14 protein-coding genes, 4 tRNA genes and 1 pseudogene are annotated in these 13425 nt (G+C 65.4%); 14 read left to right on the top strand and 5 right to left on the bottom strand.

Annotation, left to right across the window (positions count from 1 at the left end):
- Positions 1-9: 9 nt before the first annotated feature.
- The 3 genes and pseudogenes from ACFWUR_RS04785 to ACFWUR_RS04775 form a co-directional block, all read right to left on the bottom strand.
- On the bottom strand, positions 10-426 hold the full coding sequence (locus ACFWUR_RS04785; RefSeq protein WP_378901912.1) for a VOC family protein: 417 nt from the start codon (positions 424-426) through the stop codon (positions 10-12).
- A gap of 9 nt (positions 427-435) precedes the next feature.
- Positions 436-902, bottom strand: a pseudogene (locus tag ACFWUR_RS04780) (helix-turn-helix transcriptional regulator).
- Positions 903-943: 41 nt separating this feature from the next.
- Positions 944-2221, bottom strand: coding sequence for a geranylgeranyl reductase family protein (locus tag ACFWUR_RS04775; RefSeq protein WP_378901910.1), 1278 nt, complete (start codon positions 2219-2221; stop codon positions 944-946).
- 145 nt (positions 2222-2366) lie between these two features.
- On the opposite strand from ACFWUR_RS04775, the gene ACFWUR_RS04770 reads away from it, so the two are divergent.
- A complete protein-coding gene (locus tag ACFWUR_RS04770; RefSeq protein WP_378901907.1) occupies positions 2367-3389 on the top strand; it encodes a polyprenyl synthetase family protein in 1023 nt (340 codons plus the stop codon).
- 174 nt (positions 3390-3563) lie between these two features.
- Positions 3564-4427 carry a zinc metalloprotease HtpX gene (htpX, locus tag ACFWUR_RS04765; protein WP_378901904.1) on the top strand — a complete coding sequence of 288 codons (864 nt, stop codon included), beginning with the start codon at positions 3564-3566 and terminating at the stop codon, positions 4425-4427.
- A 117-nt stretch (positions 4428-4544) separates the two neighbouring features.
- On the opposite strand, the gene ACFWUR_RS04760 is transcribed toward htpX, so the two are convergent.
- Complete coding sequence (locus ACFWUR_RS04760; RefSeq protein ID WP_101465562.1) at positions 4545-5036, bottom strand: YajQ family cyclic di-GMP-binding protein; 492 nt, start codon at positions 5034-5036, stop codon at positions 4545-4547.
- Positions 5037-5212: 176 nt separating this feature from the next.
- On the opposite strand from ACFWUR_RS04760, the gene ACFWUR_RS04755 reads away from it, so the two are divergent.
- The 10 genes from ACFWUR_RS04755 to rplA all read left to right on the top strand — a co-directional run bounded on the left by ACFWUR_RS04755 (position 5213) and on the right by rplA (position 10236).
- Positions 5213-5295: transfer RNA gene (locus ACFWUR_RS04755), tRNA-Tyr, on the top strand.
- Between the two features lie 242 nt (positions 5296-5537).
- Positions 5538-5610 (top strand) — tRNA-Thr (locus ACFWUR_RS04750).
- A 59-nt stretch (positions 5611-5669) separates the two neighbouring features.
- Positions 5670-5745 (top strand) — tRNA-Met (locus ACFWUR_RS04745).
- Between the two features lie 36 nt (positions 5746-5781).
- Positions 5782-5952 (top strand): 50S ribosomal protein L33, encoded by a 171-nt coding sequence (gene rpmG, locus ACFWUR_RS04740; protein WP_056814348.1) that lies wholly within the window; start codon positions 5782-5784, stop codon positions 5950-5952.
- A gap of 160 nt (positions 5953-6112) precedes the next feature.
- A complete protein-coding gene (locus ACFWUR_RS04735; RefSeq protein ID WP_378902492.1) occupies positions 6113-7186 on the top strand; it encodes a fused (3R)-hydroxyacyl-ACP dehydratase subunits HadA/HadB in 1074 nt (357 codons plus the stop codon).
- 194 nt (positions 7187-7380) lie between these two features.
- Positions 7381-7453: transfer RNA gene (locus tag ACFWUR_RS04730), tRNA-Trp, on the top strand.
- A 31-nt stretch (positions 7454-7484) separates the two neighbouring features.
- A complete protein-coding gene (gene secE, locus ACFWUR_RS04725) occupies positions 7485-7856 on the top strand; it encodes a preprotein translocase subunit SecE (protein ID WP_378901902.1) in 372 nt (123 codons plus the stop codon).
- Between the two features lie 112 nt (positions 7857-7968).
- Positions 7969-8790, top strand: coding sequence for a transcription termination/antitermination protein NusG (gene nusG, locus ACFWUR_RS04720; RefSeq protein ID WP_378902489.1), 822 nt, complete (start codon positions 7969-7971; stop codon positions 8788-8790).
- 216 nt (positions 8791-9006) lie between these two features.
- Complete coding sequence (gene rplK, locus ACFWUR_RS04715; RefSeq protein WP_378709880.1) at positions 9007-9441, top strand: 50S ribosomal protein L11; 435 nt, start codon at positions 9007-9009, stop codon at positions 9439-9441.
- An 81-nt stretch (positions 9442-9522) separates the two neighbouring features.
- Positions 9523-10236: a 50S ribosomal protein L1 gene (rplA, locus tag ACFWUR_RS04710; protein ID WP_301903705.1), complete on the top strand. Its 714-nt coding sequence runs from the start codon at positions 9523-9525 to the stop codon at positions 10234-10236.
- A gap of 96 nt (positions 10237-10332) precedes the next feature.
- On the opposite strand, the gene ACFWUR_RS04705 is transcribed toward rplA, so the two are convergent.
- A complete protein-coding gene (locus tag ACFWUR_RS04705; RefSeq protein WP_378901900.1) occupies positions 10333-11931 on the bottom strand; it encodes an MFS transporter in 1599 nt (532 codons plus the stop codon).
- 415 nt (positions 11932-12346) lie between these two features.
- Here ACFWUR_RS04705 and rplJ point away from each other — a divergent pair, with 415 nt between their 5' ends.
- On the top strand, positions 12347-12880 hold the full coding sequence (gene rplJ / locus ACFWUR_RS04700; RefSeq protein WP_378901898.1) for a 50S ribosomal protein L10: 534 nt from the start codon (positions 12347-12349) through the stop codon (positions 12878-12880).
- A gap of 60 nt (positions 12881-12940) precedes the next feature.
- Positions 12941-13324 carry a 50S ribosomal protein L7/L12 gene (gene rplL / locus ACFWUR_RS04695; RefSeq protein ID WP_378901895.1) on the top strand — a complete coding sequence of 128 codons (384 nt, stop codon included), beginning with the start codon at positions 12941-12943 and terminating at the stop codon, positions 13322-13324.
- Positions 13325-13425 lie beyond the last annotated feature (101 nt).

Below are 13425 nucleotides of genomic sequence, written 5' to 3'. Positions count from 1 at the left end.
ACCCCCGCCTCAGCTGCGGTTCTCGACCAGAACCAGCCAGTTGCCCGAGTTGTCGCGAATGATCGCCTCGGTGCCGTACGGGCGTTCGGACGGCGGCTGGATGAACTCGACCCCCTTCGCGGTGAGTTCCTCGTAGCTCTTCTGGCAGTCGGCGGTGCGCAGCCCGAGCGCGCCGTGGGTGCCGTCGGCCAGCGCCCGCCGGATCGCGTCGGCGAGGTGGTCGGTCAGCGGCGGTCCCGGCACCATCAGCGTCACCTCGAGCTCGCGGTGATCGGGGTGGGTGACGGTGACCCAGCGGAACCCGTTGTCGCCCATGCTCACATCCGCGCTCTCGACGAAACCCAGCTTGTCGATGTACCACTGCTTGGCGGCGTCCTGGTCGGTGACGTACACGGTGACCAGGGAAACGTTCGTGATCGTTGTCATGGTTCGAGGCTAGGGTCGCGCGATGCCATCCGGCTTCTCCGAAATTGCGGTGTCGCGGCGGACGCGGTCGGAGAGCCCGTGCATGAAGACGTAGCAGCCCGGAATGTGCGGTGCCCCGTCGGCGAATTTCGCCTGGTACTCGCTCGCGTCACCCCGACGAGTTGACGGAACTTGGCGCTGAACGAGCCGAGACTCGAATAGCCGACGAGCATGCACGCCTCGGTGACGGTCACATTGGTCGAGCGCAGCAGATCCTGGGCCCGCTCGATCCGCCGCTCCGCCAGATACACCGCCGGGGTGCGGCCGTACACAGCGGCGAACGCGCGCAGGAAGTGGTACTTGGAAACGCCCGCGGAACCGGCCAGTTCGTCCAAGTCGAGCGGATCGGCGTATCGGCGGTCGACAAGGTCACGCGCCCGCCGCAGATGCGGTAGCAGCGCCAGCACCGGCCGACGACCTGTCGTGCTCACAACCATCCCTTCCTACGGCTGTTCTCAGGCCGTTGTCGGCCTACCGGTCATGGGGAGGTCGAGGAGAACGGCGGGAGTTCGTCGGCGCGAAGCGAGGCCCGTCCCGCCGCACGCCAGGCGCGGGCGGTCAGGTCGACGTCCTCGTCGGTCACCAAGTTGCCCATCACACGAACCGCGGTGCGCTGCAGATACTTCGACCGCATCACCGGCGGCCCACCGAGCGGGACCATTCTGGGCTGGGTGGCCAGGCCCGCGAGCCTGCGTGCCACCGAGAACGTGCGACCGTAGTGGTCGCGCAGCAACTGCGGCCACACCCGGGTCAGATCGGGCTCGTCGAGCAGGTCCGCGAGCATGTGCCCGCCTTCCAGGCCGTAGTCGATGCCCTCACCGTTGAGCGGGTTCACGCACCCCGCGGCGTCGCCGACCAGCACCCAGTTCGGGCCTGCCACGTTCGAGACCGCGCCGCCCATCGGCAACAGCGCCGAGGCCACCGCGCGCAGTTCGCCCTCGAGTTCCCATTCCTCGCGGCGCAGCCGGGTGTAGTGCTCGAGCAGCGGCTTGAGCGCGACATGCGACGGTCGTGCCTCGGTGGCCAGCGAGCCGACGCCGATGTTCACCTCGCCGTTGCCGAGCGGGAAGATCCAGCCGTAGCCGGGAACCAGTTCGTCGGCGGCATTGCGCAGTTCCAGATGCGAGGAGATCCACTGGTCGTCGCTGCGGCCGGACTTGATGTAGGCGCGGGCCGCCGTGCCGTAGGCGTAGCGGCGATGCCAGGTGCGGCCCAATTGCTTTCCGATGGGGGAGCGCACGCCGTCGGCCACCACCAGCACCCGGCAGCGCACCGTGTCGGTGGTCTCCCCGATGCGCACCGTCACCCCGGTGACCCGTTCGTCGTCGCGGTGCACCTCGGTGACCTTCGCGCCGTCGACCATCCGCGCACCGGACTTGATCGCGGTCTCGCGCAGCTTGTCGTCGAGTTCGGTGCGGGGAACGGCACTTCCGTACGTCGGGAACGATCCGCCCGGCCATGGCAGCAGGGCCTGCTTGCCGAAGCCCGCCATCCGCAGGCCGTGGTTCACCGTGTGCGCGCGCAACCACTCACCGAGACCCAGCTTTTCCATTTCGGCGGTCGCGCGCGGTGTCAGCCCGTCACCGCAGGTCTTGTCGCGCGGGAAGACGGCCGAATCGAGCAGCAGCACATCACGTCCGGCGCGCGCGGCCCACGCCGCCGACGCCGAGCCGGCTGGTCCGGCCCCGACTACCAGTACCTCGACGGCAGCGGGCAGTGGAGCACGGTCGGCAGGGGTGAGATCCGGTGAACCCATGGCTCAATACTGGCACTGTCGGCCGCTGTGCGAGAGTGTCGGGTACACCGGGAATTGTCACTGTGTGACGGGGTTCATCGGCCATAGTGCCGGAACACGCTAGGTTGCTACCCGTCGGGGTCGGACGCATCGCTGGGAGAAGATAATGAGCACATCGGCTGTGAGCGACGAAAGCACCGTGGTTGCCGGGGTAGATCTCGTCGATCCCGAACTCGCCGTCACCGTGCGCGACGGACTGGCCGCGGTCGAGAAACTGCTCGTCGACGAACTCTCCGACGGTGCGGAATTCTTGCAGGAGGCGGCCCTGCACCTGGCCAGGGCGGGCGGCAAACGGTTCCGGCCGCTGTTCACCGTGCTCACCGGCCAGCTCGGACCCAATCCCACCGATCCGGCGCTGGTCACCGCGGGTACGGTCGTGGAACTCGTGCACCTCGCGACGCTCTATCACGACGACGTCATGGACGAGGCGACCCAGCGGCGTGGCGCGGAGAGCGTCAACTCGCGCTGGGGTAACAACATCGCGATCCTGGCGGGCGACTACCTGTTCGCCCATGCCTCGCGTCTGACCTCCACCCTCGGCCCCGACGCGGTGCGCATCATCGCCGAGACCTTCGCCGAGCTGGTCACCGGGCAGATGCGGGAAACCATGGGCGCCAAGCAGACCCAGGATCCGGTCGAGCACTACCTGCGCGTGGTGTGGGAGAAGACCGGCTCGCTCATCGCGGCCTCGGGCCGTTTCGGTGGCACCTTCTCCGGCGCGGGCCTCGAGCACGTGGAACGCCTGGCCCGCCTCGGCGACGCTGTCGGCACCGCCTTCCAGATCTCCGACGACATCATCGACATCTCCTCCTCGGCCGAGCAGTCCGGGAAGACCCCGGGCACCGACCTGCGCGAAGGCGTGCACACGCTGCCGGTGCTCTACGCCCTGCGCGAGCCCGGCGCCGACGGCGACCGCCTGCGCGCCCTGCTCACCCGCCCCCTGGAAACCGATGCCGAGGTCGACGAGGCGCTGGTGCTGCTGCGCCGCTCACCCGGAATGGCGCTGGCCAAGCAGAAGCTCGCCGAATACGCCGACCTTGCCGACGCCGAGCTGGCCGCCCTCCCCGCCGGCCCCGCCAACGACGCGCTCACCCGCCTGGTCCGTTACACCATCGAACGCGTGGGCTGACCCGAGGAACCAACGCCTGTCGGCGCTCGTTGTCCTCTCGCGACGAGACGACAGGTTTCCCTCGGCACAGGGCAACTCACCGGGTGTGCCCAGCACGGTTCCGTGGTCGACCGCAGGCCCGATGCCTGACGAACGAAGCGCCTGACGACCGGCAGAAGGCGCGGGGAGGCGGAAATGCCCAATGGGATCAAGACCTTCGGGTTGATGGTCGGAATGTCGGCGTTGATCGTCGCCATCGGGGCGATGTTCCGCAGCCCGACGATCCTGGTCATCTCGATCGTGTTGGCCGTCGGCATGAATGCCTACGCCTATTTCAACAGCGACAAGCTGGCGTTGAAGGCGATGCACGCGCAACCGGTGAGCGAACTGGAGGCACCGGTCATGTACCGGATCGTGCGCGAGCTCGCGACCACGGCGCGCCAGCCGATGCCGCGGCTCTACATCAGTCCGACCAGCGCCCCGAACGCGTTCGCGACCGGTCGCAACCCACGCCACGCCGCGGTCTGCTGTACCAGCGGGATCCTGCAATTGCTCGATGAACGCGAACTGCGCGCGGTGCTCGGCCACGAGCTCTCCCACGTGTACAACCGCGACATCCTGATCTCGTCGGTGGCGGGCGCGATGGCCTCGGTCATCACCGGCTTGGCGAACATGGCGTTCTTCGCGAGCTCGTTCGGCAACAGGGACGGCAACGGCCCGAACATCATCGGCGTGCTGTTGGTCTCACTGCTCGGCCCGATCGCGGCGGGCCTGATCAGGATGGCGGTCTCGCGGTCTCGGGAGTTCCAGGCGGACCAGTCGGGCGCCGAACTCACCGGCGACCCGCTCTCCTTGGCCTCGGCCCTGCGCAAGATCGAACGCGGGGTACAGGTGGCACCGCTCCCGCCGGACCCCAAGATCACCAGCGAATCGCACCTGATGATCGCCAACCCGTTCCGCGCGGGCGACCGCATCGCGCGCTGGTACTCCACCCACCCCCCGATGGACGAACGCATCAAGCGCTTGGAGGAGATGGCGGGCGGTAGTCACCCGCACTGACCACCACGGGTTCGGGCCGCCTCGAGTCCGCGGGGCGCGAGGTAACGCCGAAGGCGGAGTATCGCCCCGCGGATCCGAGGCACGAGGGGCCGAAAACCCGTGGTGCCGGACGCCGAATTATCGGTAGTTGACGAACTGCAGGGCGATGCCGAAATCCTCGCCCTTGAGCAGCGAGATCACTTCCTGCAGATCATCGCGCTTCTTGCTGCTGACCCGCAGCTCCTCACCCTGGATCTGCGCCTTCACACCCTTGGGGCCCTCGTCACGGATCTTCTTGGAGATCTTCTTCGCCTTCTCGGTGTCGATGCCCTGCACCAGCGTGCCGGTGATCTTGAACACCTTCCCCGACGGCTGCGCCTCGCCGGCGTCGAACGCCTTGAGCGAGATATCGCGACGGATCAGCTTCTCCTTGAAGACGTCGAGCGCGGCCTGCACCCGTTCCTCGGCGTTGGCGGTCAGCACGATGGCTTCTTCGCCCGACCACGCGATCGACGCCTCGGTGCCCTTGAAGTCGTAGCGCGAGTTCAGCTCCTTCTCCGCCTGATGCAGAGCGTTGTCGACCTCCTGACGGTCGACCTTGCTCACGACGTCGAATGACGAATCAGCCACACTGCGCTCCTGTCCTGTGAAGGTCCGGCGAACCCCGGGGCCGGTGCTACCGGCCATCGAGACAGTTCTACCCGCATGGGGTGTCAACCGGTGCTCGCAGGGGGTCTGTGCAGGCGGTTTGCAATGTCCCGGTGGGTACGATGTAAGCTGCTCAGCGCACCGGAAACGGCGCACACGGCAGATTGCCCGAGCGGCCAATGGGAGCGGACTGTAAATCCGTCGGCTTATGCCTACGTAGGTTCGAATCCTACATCTGCCACATCGAACCCCCGTCGATCATGAAGATCGGCGGGGGTTCCTTGGTTTGCGAGGATGCTCCCGCGCGTATACCGGTAGCCTCGGTATCAGGCGACCGATTCCAGGGGGTCGAACTCCGTCAAAATGGCCTTTGAGCTGCCGATTTGGTGCTCTGGGGCAGGAGTGTGTAATCTCGTTCAGGACGCCGGAGCACGGGGTCACGCTGATCGGCTTGCCGATACAGACTCTGTGCCACGTTGTCATGCCCCCTTAGCTCAGTCGGTAGAGCGTTTCCATGGTAAGGAAAAGGTCAACGGTTCGATTCCGTTAGGGGGCTCGCCGGATTGCCGGTGGTGAGCGGCTTACCGCGGCATCATCGGGATATTAGTCCGCCGTGGCGGTGTAGCTCAGTTGGTAGAGCAAACGACTCATAATCGTTGTGTCGCCGGTTCAAGTCCGGCCATCGCTACCAATTTCAACTCAGCCCAGACCGGAAAGAAGGCAAATCGTGGCCGCGAAGTCCACCGATGTCCGGCCAAAGATCACCTTGGCCTGCGACGAGTGCAAGCACCGCAACTACATCACCAAGAAGAACCGGCGTAACGACCCGGATCGCCTCGAGCTCAAGAAGTTCTGCCCGAACTGCGGAACCCACCGGGCGCACCGCGAGTCGCGCTAGTTTCTGAAACATCTGCCGAAGGCCGGACGAGAGTCCGGCCTTTGTGCTTTCCCGGTAAGTTCATGCGGAGTCGAGGCCGATGCGGCAATCGGACGTGTCACGTTTTGCGCCGGTCGACTTCGGTGAAGTCTTACGAGTGAGTAAGGTCCACGTTGTGACAGTGAACACCGGAACTCACGAAGCGGTCCCTGCCGCAGCCGCCGAATCATTCGATCCCGCCGCCCACGCGGCGTCGATGGTCGGCCACCACTACCGGGTCGACGACTATTACGAGGTCGGCCGCGAGAAGGTGCGCGAATACGCCCGGGCCGTGCAGGACTACCACCCGGTGCACTGGGACGAGGACATCGCGCGCGAGTACGGCCACGAGGGCTTGCTCGCCCCGCTCACCTTCATCTCCCTGGTGGGCATCCTCGCCCAGCGCAAACTGTTCGAGCAGATCGTGACCGGTTACGACCTGAGTCAGATCATGCAGACCGACCAGATCCTGGAATTCCACCGCCCCATTCGGGTGGGCGACCGGTTGACCTGCGATGTGTATCTCCATTCTTTCCGGCAGGCCTTCGGCGGCGACATCATCGTCACCAAGAACATCGTCACCGCCCAGGACGACGAATTGGTGCTCACCACCTACACCACCCTGATCGGCCGCAGCGGCGGTGACATCGATCCGCGGATGTCGGACGCGGTGCGGAACGTGCTCATGCACGGACTCGGCGAGGACGAGCCCGCCCATCACGCGCCGTCCGAGCTGGCCGTCGGGGTCACCCCCGACCCCATCACCAATCAACCCGAACCGACGCTCAGTGCGCACGCGCTGTCCTTCGACAGCGTGTCGGTCGGCGACGAGCTGCCCGCACGCGTGGTGCGGCTCACCCGCGGCGACCTGGTCAACTATGCCGGCGTCTCCGGCGACGCGAACCCCATCCACTGGAGCGACGAGGTCGTGCGGCTGGTCGGCCTGGACAACGTGGTCGCGCACGGGATGCTCACGATGGGTTTGGGCGGCGGTTTCGTCACGTCGTGGCTGGGCGATCCCGGCGCGGTGAAGGAATACAACGTCCGCTTCACCAGCCCTGTCTACGTCGGTTCCGACGTTCCGGCCGAGGTCGAATACACCGGCAAGGTGAAGTCGGTCGACCCGCAGACCCGCAGCGCCGTTGTCGCCATTACGGCGAAGTCGGCGGGCAAGAAGATCTTCGGCCGCGCCACGGCAACCGTTCAGCTGTCGTGACCTGGTCGAGTGTTGGCGGATTGGCGATAACCGCAAGCGGTAACGTATAGTCGGGACTCTGGGGTCACGAGATGCTGCGCGCTGATCTTCCCGAGGGTCTAATCCTCATGGAAGCGGCGCGCATGTTGTGTGACACTGGGGACAACCGAATATCGAATGTGGTTGGGCACAACAGCTCAGGCTGGTCCAACCGAAGGGGCGTAGCTCAATTGGCAGAGCAGCGGTCTCCAAAACCGCAGGTTGCAGGTTCAAGTCCTGTCGCCCCTGCCCTGAATGCCAGCGACGAGAGAGGATCGACGTGAGCGACGAGCGGGACACTCGCGAAGACGGCGAGGACACCGCCGCTGCCACTCGACCGAGTGGCAAGCGGTCTGCTCGTCGTGTGCGCGCGTCGGATGCTCCGGCAGACACCGGATCGGTGGCCACGCTCGATCGGCCGTCGGCATCGCGCAAGGCAGACAAAACTGCCGGCAAGTCGGGCAACCCGTTCAAGCGGCTGCTCAGGTTCCTGCGAGAGGTCATCGCGGAACTGCGCAAGGTGATCTGGCCCAACCGGAAGCAGATGGTCACTTATACGGCCGTCGTTCTGGTGTTCGTGGTCTTCATGGTCGCGTTCATCGCCGGTATCGACGTGGCGTTCGTCAAGGGTGTCGACTGGCTGTTCGGCTGATCGCCGACACCCACGCCGGTAGCCGACCCCGGGCCGGAACGACGGAGTGTGCCTCCGCGCACCCGGCCCGGCCCAGAGGATGTACGTGACGACACAGGAAGCGAGTGCCTCAGTGAGCACCCCGGAGAACGACACCAACGACGAGTTCCCGGTTGACGACACTGTCGTGGCGGAAACCGCCACCGACGAGGTCGAGGCCGCCGAGCCCGCCGCTGCCGACGACGCCGCGGCCGACGAGGTTGTCGTCGACGAAGCCGTGATCGACGAAGTCGCCACCGAGGACGATCCCGAGGCCGACCCGATCGAGTCGATGAAGACCAAGCTGCGCCGCGTGCCCGGCGACTGGTACGTCGTGCACTCCTACGCGGGCTACGAGAACAAGGTCAAGACCAACCTCGAGACCCGCGTGCAGAACCTCGGCCTCGAGGACTACATCTTCCAGGTCGAGGTACCGACCGAAGAGGTCACCGAGATCAAGAACGGCCAGAAGAAGAACGTCAACCGCAAGGTGCTGCCGGGCTACATCCTGGTCCGGATGGAACTGAACAACGAGTCGTGGGGCGCGGTCCGCAACACCCCCGGCGTCACCGGTTTCGTCGGTATGACCGGCGGTGGCCCCGGCGCCAAGCCGACCCCGCTGACCATCAACGAGGTCGTGAAGTTCCTGGTCCCGGCCGGTGCGCAGGCGCAGAAGAAGGCCGCCGCGGCCGCCGCCGGTGGTTCGGATGCCGGTAGCTCGGCTTCGGGCAAGCCCACCATCGAGGTCGACTTCGAGGTCGGCGAGTCGGTCACCGTCATGGACGGCCCGTTCGCCACGCTGCCCGCGTCGATCTCCGAGGTCAACGCCGAGCAGCAGAAGCTCAAGGTGCTCGTGTCGATCTTCGGTCGTGAGACCCCGGTCGAGCTGAACTTCACCCAGGTCTCCAAGATCTAGGATTTTCCACACTCACGTCGACGGCACCGCCTACGAGCGGTGCCGTTGGCGTTTGTGCTGGTCGCCACCCGATTGCTGGGTCGCGGGTCAGGTCGAGTAGAGTGTGATGGTTCGTGTTCTGACTTCCCCGCAGTACTTGTCGGGGCATAGTCGTGCGCGGATACGAGGCTTACGGCAACCGTAAGGAACCGAACCCCAGAAAGCCAAGGAAGAAAGATGCCCCCCAAGAAGAAGAAGCTCGCCGGGATCATCAAGCTGCAGATCCAGGCCGGCGCAGCCAACCCGGCACCGCCGGTCGGCCCCGCGCTCGGTCAGCACGGCGTCAACATCATGGAGTTCTGCAAGGCGTACAACGCCGCGACCGAGTCGCAGCGTGGCAACGTCATTCCGGTCGAGATCTCGGTGTACGAGGACCGGTCGTTCGACTTCAAGCTGAAGACCCCGCCTGCCGCTCGCCTGCTGCTCAAGGCCGCCGGTGTGCAGAAGGGCTCCGCTGAGCCGCACAAGACCAAGGTCGCCAAGGTCACGATGGACCAGGTCCGCGAGATCGCCAAGACCAAGGCCGAGGATCTCAACGCCACCGATCTCGATCAGGCCGCGAAGATCATCGCCGGTACCGCGCGTTCGATGGGTATCACCGTCGAAGGCTGAGCGAACTCGCTCGCAATGTGGGAGGGCCGGCCAGGCCCGAACAAACCACATCTGAACTCAGAAACTTAAGGACAGAAAATCATGGCAAAACGAAGCAAGGCGTACCTCGCCGCTGCTGAGAAGGTCGATCGCGACAACCTGTACTCCCCGCTGGCCGCCGCGCGCCTGGCGAAGGAGACCGCGACCACCAAGACCGACGCGACCGTCGAGGTCGCCGTCCGTCTCGGCGTCGATCCCCGCAAGGCCGACCAGATGGTCCGTGGCACCGTCAACCTGCCGCACGGCACCGGTAAGACCGCCCGCGTCATCGTGTTCGCCGCGGGCGAGAAGGCTTCCGAGGCCGAGGCCGCGGGCGCCGACGCCGTGGGCGCCGAGGACCTGATCGAGCGGATCCAGGGCGGCTGGCTCGACTTCGACGCCGCGATCGCCACCCCGGACCAGATGGCCAAGGTCGGCCGCATCGCGCGTGTCCTCGGCCCGCGTGGTTTGATGCCGAACCCGAAGACGGGCACCGTCACCAACGATGTGACCAAGGCCGTCAACGAGATCAAGGGCGGCAAGATCAACTTCCGCGTCGACAAGCAGGCCAACCTGCACTTCGTTATCGGCAAGGCGTCCTTCGACGACGCCAAGCTGGTGGAGAACTACGGCGCCGCGCTGGACGAGATCCTGCGTGTGAAGCCGTCGACCGCCAAGGGTCGCTACGTCAAGAAGATCACGGTTTCGACGAACACCGGACCGGGCATCCCGGTGGACCCGAACCGCACCCGCAACCTCCTCGACGAGGATGCGTGAGCTTCAGCTGACAGGTAACCCCTGACTCACCGCGAGGGTGGGAACGCGTCACGCGTTCCCACCCTCGCGGCGTTCGGGGGGCAGGCCCGCTACCGGTCAGTCCTTCTCGCGCCAGCCGAGCAGCACCGACTCGCCCTCCTGCGGCTTCCACGGCAGGAAGATCGCGACGATCGCCGCGCAGACGACCACCGCGCCGCTGGCCACGAGCGCGGCGGTGTGCGAACCCTGCAGGGTGGCTGTCTTCATCGCCACGATGAGATTCTCGCGCTGGGTCTCGAAGAACGGCGCGAGTTCGCGCTTGCGCAGCTCCAGCACGCTCAGTGGACTGGCTTTGACCAGGCTCTTCTCGCTGTCGTTCATGATGCCCACTGGGATGGCGTCGATGCGCGCGGCGATGCTGGTGGTGTAGTACGAGGCCACGATCGAGCCCAGAACCGCGACGCCGAGGGTGCCGCCGACCTCTCGGGTGGTGTCGTTGACAGCCGAGCCCGCACCCGCTTCGTCGAGTGGCAGCGAGGACATGATCGACTCGGTGGCGGGCCCTTGCACGATGCCGAGCCCGAACGCCATCGACACCATCGAGGGCAGCACCCCGAGGAGATAGGTGCTGTCGACGGTGACGCGGCTGGCCAGATAGAGCCCGAGTCCGGTGAGCAGCAGGCCGAACACGATCACCGCGGTGGTGCCGATGCGTTGGGCGAGCAGCGTGGCGATCGGCGCGCCGATGGCGATCGAGATCGCGAACGGCAGTGAGGCGATACCGAATTCGAGTGGGGTGTATTCGCGCACGCCTTGGAAATACTGCGTGATCAGGAACAGGAACCCGAACATCGAGAAGTAGCCGATGGCGATCGCGAGCGCGGGCAACGAGAATCGGCGGTTGCGGAACAGGCGCATATCGAGAATCGGTGCGGCAGTGCGCAATTCCCAGGTGACGAAGGCGGCCAGCAGGACGGTGCCCAGCGCCGCGGTGCCCAGCGTGGTGAGCGAGAGCCAACCATTGTGCGGCGCTTCGATAATCGACCACACCAGCAGTGTGATTCCCGCGATCGAGAGCCCGATGCCGATCAGATCGAGCTTGCCGATGTGATCGGCGCGTGATTCGGGCACCCAGATCAGCGTCGCGACGAGGGCGACCAGTGCCACCGGCACGTTGATCCAGAACACCGAATGCCAGCTGAAATGCTCGAGCAGCCAGCCGCCCGAGATCGGGCCGATGGCGATCGCGAACCCGGCCATGGCGGTCCACGCGGCGATGGCCAGCGCGCGTTCGCGCCGGTCGGTGAAGATGTTGATGATCAGGGCCAGGGTGGCGGGGAAGACCGCGGCGGCGAACACGCCCATCGCGGCTCTGGCGACGATGACCTGAGTCATCGACTCGGCCAGCGCGCCGCCGACCGACATCGCCGCGATACCGACGAGGCCGACGATCATGATTCGACGGCGACCGTAGCGGTCGCCGAGGTTGCCAGCCGCCAGCAGCAGGCCGGCGAAGGTGAGGGTGTAGGCGTCGACGACCCACTGCAGCCCGGAGACTCCGGTCCGTAGTTGGACGCCGATCGAGGGGAGGGCGACATTGACGATGGTGTTGTCGAGTACCACCAGCAATTCGGCCAGACAGATGACGACGAGCGCGAGAATCCGCTGCGAACGTCGGTCCAGCAGCGTTGGTGGAGCGACTATGGAGGTTGCCATAGCATTGGAGTGAACCAGATTACTGTCACTGGACGTAACACCTTCTTTGTAGGATCACTGACACATCTGAGTGATGAAGTGGTCTGTGTCACAAGAAATCCGCCCGAATCGGGCCGCTGGCACCCGTTTTGGCAGATGGGCCCCGGTGCGGGTACAGTGATCAACGGTCATGCGGGATGTGCATACATCGTCGAAGACCACACCCATTCGTTCTACCGAAGACCGTTGGTCGTTGATGCCGAATTTCTCGGTGTCGATCGAAGGTCCGGCGACATTGCCGGCGACCCACGCAGGGAGAGCTGAGGCCGAAGATATTTTGCGCCCCGGTACGCCTTGCGTCCGGGGCGTTCGTTTTGTCGCCGGCCCCTGATTCGGTAGTGCACCAACGAAACCGACATCAGAGAGGAGGCGAAGTATGGCGAAACCTGAAAAGGTCACCGCTGTCGCGGAGATCGCGGAGCAGTTCAAGAACTCCACGGCCACTGTTGTCACGGAATACCGTGGCCTGTCGGTCGGCAAGCTCACCGAGCTGCGTCGTGCGCTCGGCGCCGACGCCACGTACTCCGTCGCCAAGAACACCCTGGTCAAGATCGCGGCCGCGGAAGCGGGCGTCGAGGGCCTGGACGACTTGTTCGTCGGACCGACCGCCATCACCTTCATTTCGGGTGAGCCCGTCCTGGCCGCGAAGGCCCTCAAGACCTTCGCCAAGGACAACAAGGCACTCGTCATCAAGGGTGGCTACATGGACGGCGCTGCGCTGTCCGTGGCCGAGGTCGAGAAGATCGCCGACCTGGAGACCCGTGAGGTCCTGCTGGCCAAGCTGGCAGGCGCGATGAAGGGCAACCTGTCCAAGGCGGCCGGTCTGTTCAACGCTCCCGCAGGTCAGGTGGCCCGTCTGGCCGCCGCGCTGCAGGAGAAGAAGCAGGCTGCCGAAGGCGCTGCCGAGTAATACCCCCGCTCGGGTATTACGCCCGCGCGCACAGACATTCACCACCGAAAGGAACAAATCATGGCCAAGCTGTCCACTGAAGAGCTGCTCGACGTTTTCTCCGAGATGACCCTGCTGGAGCTGTCCTCCTTCGTGAAGGCGTTCGAGGACAAGTTCGAGGTCACCGCTGCTGCCCCCGTCGCCGTTGCCGCCGTCGGTGGCGCTGCCCCGGCCGAGGCCGCTGAGGAGCAGGACGAGTTCGACGTCATCCTCGAGGGTGCCGGCGACAAGAAGATCCAGGTCATCAAGGTGGTCCGTGAGATCGTCTCGGGCCTGGGCCTGAAGGAAGCCAAGGACCTGGTCGAGGGCGCCCCGAAGCCGATCCTGGAGAAGGTCGCCAAGGATGCCGCCGAGGCCGCCAAGGCGAAGCTCGAAGAGGCCGGCGCCAAGGTTTCCGTCAAGTAATTCGGAACCAGTGCTGTTGTTGTGAACGGGCGGTCCCTCGGGGCCGCCCGTTTGCTATTTGTCCGGACATGCGAAAGTGATCCGGGTCGTAGGAACCGCGG

Source organism: Nocardia sp. NPDC058633 (assembly GCF_042717045.1).
Taxonomy (GTDB): domain Bacteria; phylum Actinomycetota; class Actinomycetes; order Mycobacteriales; family Mycobacteriaceae; genus Nocardia.
The sequence above is the reverse complement of the archived record's forward strand: the minus strand, read 5'-3'. Positions and strand labels throughout refer to the sequence as shown.

What these genes read in the sequence shown, in the direction of transcription:
- ACFWUR_RS04785 (WP_378901912.1), bottom strand. Translation starts at nt 426, where the DNA reads ATGACAACGATCACGAACGTTTCCCTGGTCACCGTGTACGTCACCGAC.
- ACFWUR_RS04775 (WP_378901910.1), bottom strand. Translation starts at nt 2,221, where the DNA reads ATGGGTTCACCGGATCTCACCCCTGCCGACCGTGCTCCACTGCCCGCT.
- ACFWUR_RS04770 (WP_378901907.1), top strand. Translation starts at nt 2,367, where the DNA reads ATGAGCACATCGGCTGTGAGCGACGAAAGCACCGTGGTTGCCGGGGTA.
- htpX (WP_378901904.1), top strand. Translation starts at nt 3,564, where the DNA reads ATGCCCAATGGGATCAAGACCTTCGGGTTGATGGTCGGAATGTCGGCG.
- rplK (WP_378709880.1), top strand. Translation starts at nt 9,007, where the DNA reads ATGCCCCCCAAGAAGAAGAAGCTCGCCGGGATCATCAAGCTGCAGATC.
- rplA (WP_301903705.1), top strand. Translation starts at nt 9,523, where the DNA reads ATGGCAAAACGAAGCAAGGCGTACCTCGCCGCTGCTGAGAAGGTCGAT.
- ACFWUR_RS04705 (WP_378901900.1), bottom strand. Translation starts at nt 11,931, where the DNA reads ATGGCAACCTCCATAGTCGCTCCACCAACGCTGCTGGACCGACGTTCG.
- rplJ (WP_378901898.1), top strand. Translation starts at nt 12,347, where the DNA reads ATGGCGAAACCTGAAAAGGTCACCGCTGTCGCGGAGATCGCGGAGCAG.
- rplL (WP_378901895.1), top strand. Translation starts at nt 12,941, where the DNA reads ATGGCCAAGCTGTCCACTGAAGAGCTGCTCGACGTTTTCTCCGAGATG.